The organism is Oceanicola granulosus HTCC2516 (genome assembly GCF_000153305.1).
Taxonomy (GTDB): Bacteria; Pseudomonadota; Alphaproteobacteria; order Rhodobacterales; family Rhodobacteraceae; genus Oceanicola; species Oceanicola granulosus.
The window spans coordinates 719,114-728,697 of the sequence record NZ_CH724108.1; the positions used below are offsets into that span (position 1 = coordinate 719,114).

Below are 9,584 nucleotides of genomic sequence, written 5' to 3' on the forward strand. Positions count from 1 at the left end.
CAATGGCGGCGCGGGCGCTCAGCCGACCGGGGCCACGAAGTGGCGCACGATGTGCGACAGCTCCGGGTCTTCGAGCCGGTCGGCGGCCTTCTTGCGCGACAGCCACTTGCGCTTGCGCTGGTCGCTCTCGGGGTAGTCGTCGGCGATGTCGATGACGCGCATGACGTAGACCACCGCGATGACCGGGATCGCGTCTTCGCCGATCAGCTTGCGGTAGGAGTAGAGCCCGAGCGGCTGGTGGTCGACCTCGCCCGACAGGCCGGCCTCCTCCCACGCCTCGATGGCGGCGGCCTCGGCGGGGGTGGTGCGGTCCATCGGCCAGCCCTTGGGCAGGATCCAGCGGCGCGTCCCGCGCGAGGTTACGAGGCAGATGCGCACTTTCCCGTCGACCACCCGCCAGGGCAGGACGGCGAACTGCGTCCGGGCCTCGGCCTTCTTCGCGCCGGTGTGGCGCAGGGGGCGTTGCAGGGGCAAGTTCAGCGACATCTCCTCCTCGCTTGCCCGGCCGGGCCGCCGGGCATGGGGTCGATATCAGAATGTGGCGGCGAAGCCCAGTAAATCCACCACAAATGCGCGGATCGCGTCGTTTCCTGCGAAACCGTTGCCGCGCGGAATCGCGCCTCAGCGCCCGCCGCGCGGGGCGGGGGAGACGATGTCGACGATGCGCGCGAGCAGCTTCTCGGCGTCCTGCGGGCGCAGCACGCCCTTCGCCACCTCGGGCATCGGCGACTTCGCCCGGTGCGCGAGCCAGCCGGCGGCCAGCGTCTCCGCGTCGCGCACCTCGAGCGCGCCCCCGGCGCTGTCGAGCGCGCGATACTCGGCGGCGAAGTTGGCCACGTGCGGCCCGTGCAGGATGGCGCAGCCGAGCGCGGCGGGCTCGTAGGGCGTGTGGCCCCCCGCGCCGACGAGGGAACCACCGACGAAGCCGACCCCGGCGGCGCGGTAGAACAGCTCCAGCTCGCCCATCGTGTCGGCGATGTAGAGCGGCTTCTGCGGCGGGTTCTTCGACGAGCGCAGCGCGGCGGGGATGCCGAGGCGGGCGGCGAGCTGGGCGATCTCGCCGGCCCGGCGCGGGTGGCGCGGCGCGAGGATCAGGCGCAGGTCGGCGACCTCGGCCCGCGCCAGCTCGAAGGCGGCGAGCACGATCTCCTCCTCGCCCGGATGGGTCGAGGCGGCGAGCACGGTAAAGGGGCGCGAGAAGGTCAGCCGGTCGTCGCGCTGGCCCTCGGGGCGGTAGAGCGACTTGAGCTGCACCGGGCCGGTGATCGCGGAGCGCGGCGCGCCCAGCTTGCGGAAGCGCGCGCCGCTGTCGGGGTCCTGCGGGGCGAGCAGGGCGACGTCGTTCAGCAGCTTCGCCATCAGCGCCGGACGGCGGGCCCATCGCTCGGTGCTCTGCTCCGACATCCGCGCGCCGACCATCAGCACCGGCACCCCGGCACGGTGCGCCAGCGCGATGCGGTTGGGCCAGAGCTCGTTCTCCAGCAATATCAGCGCTTTGACGTTGGCGAGGATCGGCGTCTGCACCCAGCGCAGGTCGAACGGCGCGACGCGGACCTCGGTGCGCGGCAGCTTCCAGCCGCGCACCAGGTCGCGCCCGGTGGCGGTGTTGGCCGTCACCAGCAGCCGCACGCCGGGCTCGGCGAGGAGCGCGGTGAGCAGGGTGCGGGCCGAGGCGAGCTCGCCGTTGGAGGCGCCGTGGACCCAGATCGCGTTCTGCGCGGGGGTGTGGCCGAACAGGCGGTCGCGCAGGGCGGCGAAATCTTCCCGGCGGGTGAGGACGCGGAACAGGGTCGAGACGATCAGCAGCGGCAGCGCCAGCGAGATCAGGATGCGGTACAGGCGCACGGCGGCTGGCTCCTCGGCGGCGAACGACGTGCCACGCCTAGCAGCGCGCTCCGCGCGCCGCCAGCCCGGTGAAGCGGGCGGACGGGCAGGCGTTGCGCGTGGGTCAGTCGAATTCCTGGCTGTTCAGGATGCGGTGGATCTCGCGGCGCACGAGCTTGCGCACGTTGCGGGTGATCCGCTCGCCCAGCACGCCCTGCAGCTCCTCGCGCACGATGGAGCTGACCATCTCGCGCAGGGCCTCCTCGTCGAGGAAGCTCTCGTTGTCGAGGTAGGCGGCGAGCTCGTCGTCCTCGTCGAGGGCGGGATGCGCGGCGGCGTTCTGGCCCGGCGTCGGGGCAGGCTCGTGCACCGCCTCATCGGAGGCATGGTCGGGCGACTCCGCGGGCGCGTCGGTGGCGTAGCGCGACAGGTCGATCGGGCGCGGTCGCGGCTCGGCCGGCGCGCTGCGCTCGGCGGCGGGCTGCGGCTCCGGCGCGTGGCGGAAGGCCGGCTCGGGCGCGGCGCCCTCGGCGGGCGTGTCCTCCACCAGTTCGGCCTCTTCCGAGCCGGTGACGACGAGGTGCAGGCGGCTCGGGCGGCGGGTGAAGGTGGGCGGAGTGCTGTCCTGCTCGCCACCGTCGGGCTCGAACTCGTCGCCCGAGAAGGTCACCGCCGCCTCGAGCTCGGCGATGGTGCTCTCGATGCGCTGACGCGCCGACACCTGCGGCGCCGGCTCGGCGACGTCTTCCCAGGGATCGGCCTCGGCGACCTCTTCCGTCTCCACGGCCTCGTCTTCGAACCCATTGGCCCGGAAATCATCGTCCTCGACGGCTTCATCTTCCGGTGCCGTCTCGAACGCGCCCGCGGCCGGCTCTTCCCCCGCCTCGGTCGGAGCCCAGGCCGCGCGCGACTCGTCACGCTGCCGCTGCGCGCCCAGCAGGGCGGCGAAGGCGCTGGTGTCGACCACGGGAGCGGCGGGCCAGTCGTCGCTCGGCGCTTCGGCTTCCGTCGCCTCTTCGGCGAGCCTGCGCGCGCGGGCGGCGTGGAGGGTCTCGTCGGGCGGGAAACCGGGCGCCTCGGCGCGGTTGCCCGGCGATGTCTCGCTCTGCGCGCGCTCGGGCGGAGCAGGCGCGGCCCCGTCGGCGGCGGCCATGACATCGGCCAGCCGGCGGGACGTGCCGCTCGGGGCCTTCGCGGCGGACGGGGCAGGGGGCGCGGGACGGGCGGGCGCATCGACCGGGACGCGGTGCGCCTCCGTCAGCACCAGCTTTCCGGCGGGGCGCGCGGCCGGAGGCGCCGGGCGGGCTGCGCCCTGCGCGCCGGACTCGGCGGCACGGCGCGGGGTGGAACGCTCCGCAGCCTCTTCGCCGGCCACGAGGCGGCGGATGGATGCGAGAACATCCTCGATCTCGACGTTCGTCACGGGATCAGACATCTTTTTCCTGCTTGAGCCTCGAGGGACAGTCTAGCTTCGCCTCGGCAACGGAACAACCGAAACGAAGACTTGTCAGCGCTTTTGCACGCCGCCGGCGGCTCAGTCGCCGATCGCCTCGAGCACCCGGTCGAGCGCGCGGCCCCGGTCGGACAGGCCCAGCGGGGCATCCTTCACGAGGTTGTAGTAGGCTGCGGGATCGTAGGATTGCACGCCGAGGTTCAGGTGCTCGGCTGTCAACAATCCCAGGGCGGCGAGGATATTGTAGCTGGCAATGGCCTGATCGACCTGCGCCGAGATCAGGTTGGCCTGCGCGTCGAGCAGGTCCTGCTCGGCGTTGAGCACGTCGAGCGTGGTGCGCGCGCCGAGCGTCGCCTCTTCGCGCACGCCCTGGAAGGCGACGCGCGAGGCGCGGATCTGGCGGTCGGACGCCTCGGCGCTGGCGACGGCGACGGCGAGCAGGGCGTAGGCGTTGCCGACTTGCTGTTCGATCTGGTTGACCGTGATGTGCAGCCCGGCCCGCTGCGCGTCGCGCTGGGCCATCGCCTGGCGCACCTGCGCGGCGAGCGCGCCGCCCTGGCTGATCGGGCCGCCGATGGAGATGCCGAACTGCTCGGAGCTGTTGAAGTCGGTGTCGAAGTTGATCGACCCCTGCGCCCTGACCGTCGGGCGCTGCGCCGCCTCGGCCCGCACGATGTTGAGCTCGGCGGCGGCGATATTGTGCTGCGCGGCGCGGATCAGCGGGTGGTTGCGGACGGCGAAGTCCTTGGCGGCGTCGAGCCCGTACTCGATCGGCGCGGGCTGCACCGGCGCGAGCGCGCCCGGCGGACGGCCCACGGCGGCGATGAACTCCTCCACCGCCTGCGCCCGCTCGCCCTGGGAGGAGGCCAGCTCGCTGCGCGCGGCGGCGAGGGCGGCCTCGGCGAGCGACACGTCGGTGCGGGTGACTTCGCCGACCTCGAAGCGGTCGCGCGCGGCGCGCAGCTCCTGGGTAATGACGCGCACGTTGCTGTCGCGCAGGGCGACGAACTCGGAAAAGCGCTTGATGTTGAGATAGGCGGTGACGGCGCGCAGCAGGATCTGCTGCTCGATGTCGCGCAGCTGCTCCCGGGTGGCGAGCACGACTTCCTTCTGCGCCGCGATCGCCGTCTCGCTGCGGCCGAAATCGTAGAGCAGCATCTCGGCGTTGAGCGAGGCGCTGGTGGTGATGGTGCGGGTGTCGCCGCCGCCGAACACGCTGCCGCCGACCACGGGGCGCGGGCTGGCGATGGAGGCGTTGGCCGACCAGGAGAGGATCGGCTTCAGCGCCGCGGCGGCGATGGCGACGTCCTCGTCGGCGGCCCGCAGCAGGGCGCGGTTCTGCTCGAGCAGGCCGCTGTTCTCGTAAGCGCTGACGAGGGTGTCGGCGAGGGTCTCGGCGCTGGCCGCCCCGGCGGCGGCGCCGATCAGCAGGCTCGCCGCGATTGTTCTGAACGTCTTGCCAAACCGGATCATGCGACCCCCACCCTTGTCATGTCCCGTGCCTTACAACGCGAAGGCGCGGCTCTTGCGAAATCCATCGAGCACCGGCGCCGCCGCGTTGAACGCGTAGCGCCAGGTCAGCCCGCCATCGACCTTGTAGCCGACCCGCACCACGCCGAGCGCGCCCTCGGCGAAGATCGCCACGATGCGCCCGCCGTCCTTGAGCTGCTCGACCAGCGCCGGCGGGATCTCCTCGACCGCGCCCTCGCAGATGATGATGTCGTAGGGGCCGCTCTTGGCGGCGCCCTCGGCCAGCGCGCCGTGGATGACGGCGGCGTTGTCCACGCCCTGCTCGGAGAGGGTCTGCTGCGCCTCCTCGGCGCGCGCCTCGTCGTCCTCCACCCCGGCGACGAAATCCGCCAGCCGCGCCAGCACCGCCGTCGAGTAGCCGAGCCCGCAGCCCAGATCGAGCACGCTCTCGTGGGGCTGGATGTCGAGCGCGTCGAGCATCTTGGCGAAGGTGCGCGCCTCGAGGATCACCCGGTCGCCGCCGAGGTCGAGGTTCTCGCCGAGGTAGGCGACCTCGCGCAGCTTGCGCGGCACGTAGAGCTCGCGCGGGACCGACAGCATGGCGTCGATGATCGGGAACTTCGTGACGTCCGACGGCCGGACCTGGGTGTCGACCATGACGGTGCGCCGGGCGGCGTAGTCAACCATGTCTTGTTACTCGCTCGTGCGGTTTGTCGTTGCCGTCCGGTTTGGCACAAAGCCGCCCGCCCGGCAACGCTCACGGCCGCGGATATCCGCTTGACGGCACCGACTGTGGCTCCTAGAGAAGCCTTCACTTCGGCGAGTTGGCGGAGTGGTGACGCAGCGGATTGCAAATCCGTGTACACCGGTTCGATTCCGGTACTCGCCTCCATTACATTTCAGTAAGTTAGACGCGTCGCGTGGTGCGAAGGCCGCGCTTCGTCTAAACATTTTTTTCGAGTGCGCGATACGAGAACCTGCGTTCGACTATCCGTCCAGGACCGTCTCGACGATGTCGCGAGCAGTGTCAGTCGCAGAACGCGGGTCATGGGGGCGCGGCCCGCTTACCCCCGGCGGAGGCCGCGGCGGCCGAGGGCGCTGAGGCCGACGGCGAAGAGGATGATGGCGCCGACCAGGACTTCGCGGACGTAGCTGTCGACGCGCATCTGGGTCAGGCCGTTGTCGAGCACGCCGAGCACCACCACGCCCGCCAGCGTCGCCAGAACCCGGGGCTGGCCGTCGCGGGTCAGGGTCATGCCCAGGAACACCGCGGCGATCGCCGTGAGCATCAGCCCGTCCCCTTGCGTCGGGTTCGCCGAGGCCACGCGGCTCGCATACATCAGCCCCGCCAGCGCCGCGCCGAGGCCGGTGAAGGCGAAGGCCGACAGCCGCAGCCCCACCACCGGCAGCCCGGCGAGGCGGGCGGCGTCGCGGTTGCCGCCGATGGCGTAGAGGCGGCGGCCGTAGCTGGTCTGCTCGAGCACCAGCCAGACCAGCAGCACCACCACCGCCGCCACCAGGGTCAGGTTGGGCAGAACCAGGGCGCGCTCGTCGACGCTGCCGAGCACCGGGCCGCCGCGGGCGAAGGCACCGAAGGCCTCGGGGATGTCGCGCCCGAAGATGGTGCGCCCGTCGCTGACCAGGAAGGCGAGGCCGCTGAACACCGTCAGCGTCGCCAGCGTCGCCACGAAGGGCAGGATGCCGACGACGCTCACCATCAGCCCGTTGAACAGCCCGCCCGCCAGCCCGACCGCGAGCGACGCCGCGAGGGCGGCGCCGATCGAGAAGTCGCGGGTGAACAGCATCGCCGCGACGACCCCGGCGAGCGAAGCCATCGAGCCGACCGAGAGGTCGAAATCGCCCATCACCATCACCACGGTCATGGTCGCGGCGACGACGGTGAGCATGCTCACCTGCTGGGAGATGTTGAGCAGGTTGCGCGGGGTCAGGAAGGTCTCGGGCAGGTTGATCGCGAAGAAGGCGATCACCGCCAGCATCCCGGCGAGCCCGCCGAAGCGGCGTGCCATCTGCATCATGGCTGGTGGTCCTTGATTTCGTGGAGTTTGGACGGCCGGTCGCGGAGCGCCCGGCGGGCGGACACTCCCGGCCTCATGGCCGGTGTCCCGGGCCGCTCGAGGGAGACCGGGTCCCTCATGTCACCGCTCCGTCGTCGTGGTAGAACCGCGCCAGCAGCGCCGCCTCGGTCAGGCCCTCCGCGGGAACCGTCTCGGCGAGGCGGCCGTCGCGCAGGACGGCGATGCGGTCGGAGAGCCCGAGCAGTTCCGGCAGGTCAGAGGAGGCCATCAGCACCGCCAGGCCGGTATCGGCGAGGCCGCGGATCAGCCGGTAGAGCTCGGCGCGCGCGCCGATGTCGACGCCCCTTGTCGGCTCGTCGAGCAGGAGCACCCGGGGCCCGCCGGCGAGCGCGCGGGCGAACAACACCTTCTGCTGGTTGCCCCCCGACAGCTCCTCGCAGGCCTGGGCCACGGAGGCGGCCTTGAGCCGGACCCGGCCGCCGAGCTCGTCGGCGAGCCGGCGTTGGCGGCGATGGTCGAGGAACAGGCCGAGCCGGGCGAGGCGGGCGAGGTAGGGCAGGGCGACGTTCTCGGCGATCGGGCGGCGCAGCATCAGCCCCTCGGTGCGCCGCTCGCGCGGAACGTAGGCGAGCCCTTCGGCCCAGGCGCGGGCCGGGCCGCGGCCGAGCGGACGGCCGGCGAGCTCGGCGCTGCCCGCCTCCCAGGGCAGTGCGCCGATCAGCGCCCGCAGCAGCGCGCCGCGGCCCGAGCCGGCCACTCCGGCGAGGCCGAGGATCTCGCCAGCGCGCAGCTCGAGGCTGGCGCCGCGCAGCGGGCCGGCGGCGAGGTCGGCGACCCGCAGCACCACCTCGCCGGCGGGCCGGGCGGCGGGGCGCGGGGGAAACAGCGCGCCGAGGTCGCGGCCGGTCATCTCCTCGATGATCCGCGCCTCACCGGTCTCCGCCAGCGGCCGGCTCGAGACGTTGCGCCCGTCGCGCAGCACCGAGACCCGGTGCGCCAGCCGCAGCACCTCGGGCATCCGGTGCGAGACGTAGAGGATCCCCGCGCCCTGGCCGACCAGCTCGCCGATCACCGCGAACAGGCGCTCGGATTCGCCGCTGGTGAGGGCGGCGGTGGGCTCGTCCATCACGTAGAGCCAGGCCGGGCGAGCGCCGGGCGCGGCATCGGGGATCAGCGTCGAGGCGATCCGCACCAGCATCTGGTCGCCGGGGCCGAGGGCGGTCATCGGCGCGCGCACGTCGATCCCCGTCAGCCCCAGCCGGGCCAGCGCGGCGGCGGCGGCGCGGTTGAGCGCGCGCCAGTCGACGAGGCCGGCGCGGCGCGGATAGGGGTGGTCGAGATGCATGTTCTCGGCCACCGACAGCCCGCGCACCGCGTGCAGCTCCTGGTGGATGAAGCGCAGCCCCGCCGCCCGCATCGCCGCCGGGTTGCCGGCGGGCAGCGGCGTGCCGTCGAGCGCGAGCCGGCCGGTATCGGGACGGTCGAGTCCGGCGAGGGTGCGGATGAGGGTCGACTTGCCGGCGCCGTTCTCGCCCATCAGCGCGTGCACCTCGCCGGAGACGAGGGTCAGGTCGACGCCATCGAGCGCCGCGACCTCGCCGAAGCGGCGGCTGACCTGGTCGAGCGTGAGCCGGTGCATGCGTCGTCCCTCGAAGCCGGCGCCCGCCCGCGGAGGGGCGTGCGCCAAGCGGTCGCTCACTCGGCTGCGGCGGCGTTGGCGGCGGTGATCAGGTTGGCGGGAACGTAGATCACCTTCTGGACGATCTCCTCGCCGTCGAGCAGGCGCTGGACCGTGTCGGCGGCGGTGCGGCCGATGCCCTCGAAGTCCTGCGCCACCGAGGCCTCGAAATTGCCGCCCGCGGCAATGGCCTCGCGGGCCTGGGGGTTGGCGTCGATGCCGGTGATCACGATTCCCTCGTCGGCGCGGCCGGCCGCCTCGATCGCCTGCAGCGCGCCGAGCGCCGGCTGGTCCCAGGCGGCCCAGACTGCGGCGATCGAGCCGGGTTCGGGGTTGGCGGCGAGCAGCGCTTCCATCTGCGCGCGGCTGTCGGCGATGCCGCCGTCGGCGACGTCCGGGGTGATCCGGTCGATCACCTCGATGTCGGGGAAGTTGCCGAACACCGCGTCGGCGATCACCCCGCGCACCTGCACCGGCGGGAACGGGTCGAAGGTGAACATCACCACGTTGCCCTCGCCGCCGATCCGGCTGGCGACGTAGACGGCGGTCTCGGCGGCCATGGCGTAGCCGTTGGAGGTGACGTTGGCGGCGACCAGCGGGTCGCTGCCGGCGTCCATCCCGACCACCGGGATGCCGGCGTCGGCCGCGGTCTGCAGCCCGGCGCCGATCTGGGCGGGGTCGACGTTGATCACCACCGCGTCGACGCCCTGGGTGACCACGTCCTCCATCCGGCTGATTACCGCGGCGACGTCGCCGGCGGTGTCGATCACGTTGACCTCCCAGCCCAGTTCGTCGGCGCGGGCGGTGAAGCCGTCGACGTAGAACTGGGTTCCGGGCTGGGCCAGGTAGGGGGTGATCACCGCGACCTCCTGGGCGAGCGCCGGCGCGGCGAGGCCGGCGGTGGTGGCGAGGGCGGTGATGGCGGTGCGGATGGTCATGGCGTCGGTCTCCCCGTGGTGTCGCTTGAGCGCGCGGCCCATCTTTGGCATTACCCTGCGGGATCGTCCATAAGTCCGTCGCCTGCAAGGAGATACGCCGATGCCCCCGTCCGCGCTGTTCATCGGACTCGACATCGGCACCAGCTCGGTAAAGGCGGTGCTCGGCGGCCCCGGCGGGGCGCGGC

9 protein-coding genes and 1 tRNA gene (1 of these 10 cut by a window edge) are annotated in these 9,584 nt (G+C 72.5%); 2 read left to right on the forward strand and 8 right to left on the reverse strand.

The genetic code is table 11. The features are described from left to right. Window positions 1-18: 18 nt before the first annotated feature. The 5 genes from OG2516_RS15580 to OG2516_RS15600 form a co-directional block, all read right to left on the reverse strand. Window positions 19-474: an NUDIX hydrolase gene (locus tag OG2516_RS15580; protein WP_245544326.1), complete on the reverse strand. Its 456-nt coding sequence runs from the start codon at window positions 472-474 to the stop codon at window positions 19-21. Between the two features lie 147 nt (window positions 475-621). Beyond that, window positions 622-1,845, reverse strand: a complete 1,224-nt coding sequence (locus OG2516_RS15585; protein WP_007256675.1) for a 3-deoxy-D-manno-octulosonic acid transferase — start codon at window positions 1,843-1,845, stop codon at window positions 622-624. Window positions 1,846-1,948: 103 nt separating this feature from the next. Further along, window positions 1,949-3,259: a hypothetical protein gene (locus tag OG2516_RS20045; RefSeq protein WP_040615941.1), complete on the reverse strand. Its 1,311-nt coding sequence runs from the start codon at window positions 3,257-3,259 to the stop codon at window positions 1,949-1,951. A gap of 99 nt (window positions 3,260-3,358) precedes the next feature. Continuing rightward, window positions 3,359-4,750: a TolC family outer membrane protein gene (locus OG2516_RS15595; protein WP_007256677.1), complete on the reverse strand. Its 1,392-nt coding sequence runs from the start codon at window positions 4,748-4,750 to the stop codon at window positions 3,359-3,361. A gap of 30 nt (window positions 4,751-4,780) precedes the next feature. After that, window positions 4,781-5,434 (reverse strand): protein-L-isoaspartate O-methyltransferase family protein, encoded by a 654-nt coding sequence (locus OG2516_RS15600; protein ID WP_007256678.1) that lies wholly within the window; start codon window positions 5,432-5,434, stop codon window positions 4,781-4,783. Window positions 5,435-5,565: 131 nt separating this feature from the next. Between OG2516_RS15600 and OG2516_RS15605 the strand changes: the two genes are divergently transcribed. Further along, window positions 5,566-5,639 (forward strand) — tRNA-Cys (locus tag OG2516_RS15605). 172 nt (window positions 5,640-5,811) lie between these two features. Here the strand turns inward: OG2516_RS15605 and OG2516_RS15610 are convergent. From OG2516_RS15610 to OG2516_RS15620, 3 genes are all read right to left on the reverse strand, one after another. Beyond that, window positions 5,812-6,783, reverse strand: a complete 972-nt coding sequence (locus OG2516_RS15610; protein WP_007256679.1) for an ABC transporter permease — start codon at window positions 6,781-6,783, stop codon at window positions 5,812-5,814. 115 nt (window positions 6,784-6,898) lie between these two features. After that, window positions 6,899-8,422, reverse strand: a complete 1,524-nt coding sequence (locus OG2516_RS15615; protein ID WP_007256680.1) for a sugar ABC transporter ATP-binding protein — start codon at window positions 8,420-8,422, stop codon at window positions 6,899-6,901. 56 nt (window positions 8,423-8,478) lie between these two features. Next, window positions 8,479-9,399, reverse strand: a complete 921-nt coding sequence (locus OG2516_RS15620; RefSeq protein ID WP_040616121.1) for a substrate-binding domain-containing protein — start codon at window positions 9,397-9,399, stop codon at window positions 8,479-8,481. A gap of 100 nt (window positions 9,400-9,499) precedes the next feature. Between OG2516_RS15620 and OG2516_RS15625 the strand changes: the two genes are divergently transcribed. After that, window positions 9,500-9,584, forward strand: the start of a protein-coding gene (locus OG2516_RS15625) for a xylulokinase (RefSeq protein ID WP_007256682.1). The gene runs 1,379 nt beyond the window's last position; 85 of the gene's 1,464 nt are visible here — the first part of the coding sequence; it begins with the start codon at window positions 9,500-9,502; the stop codon falls past the right edge of the window.

Coding starts and splice junctions, on each gene's coding strand:
- OG2516_RS20045 (WP_040615941.1), bottom strand. CDS start 3,259: ATGTCTGATCCCGTGACGAACGTCGAGATCGAGGATGTTCTCGCATCC.
- OG2516_RS15595 (WP_007256677.1), bottom strand. CDS start 4,750: ATGATCCGGTTTGGCAAGACGTTCAGAACAATCGCGGCGAGCCTGCTG.
- OG2516_RS15600 (WP_007256678.1), bottom strand. CDS start 5,434: ATGGTTGACTACGCCGCCCGGCGCACCGTCATGGTCGACACCCAGGTC.
- OG2516_RS15610 (WP_007256679.1), bottom strand. CDS start 6,783: ATGATGCAGATGGCACGCCGCTTCGGCGGGCTCGCCGGGATGCTGGCG.
- OG2516_RS15615 (WP_007256680.1), bottom strand. CDS start 8,422: ATGCACCGGCTCACGCTCGACCAGGTCAGCCGCCGCTTCGGCGAGGTC.
- OG2516_RS15620 (WP_040616121.1), bottom strand. CDS start 9,399: ATGACCATCCGCACCGCCATCACCGCCCTCGCCACCACCGCCGGCCTC.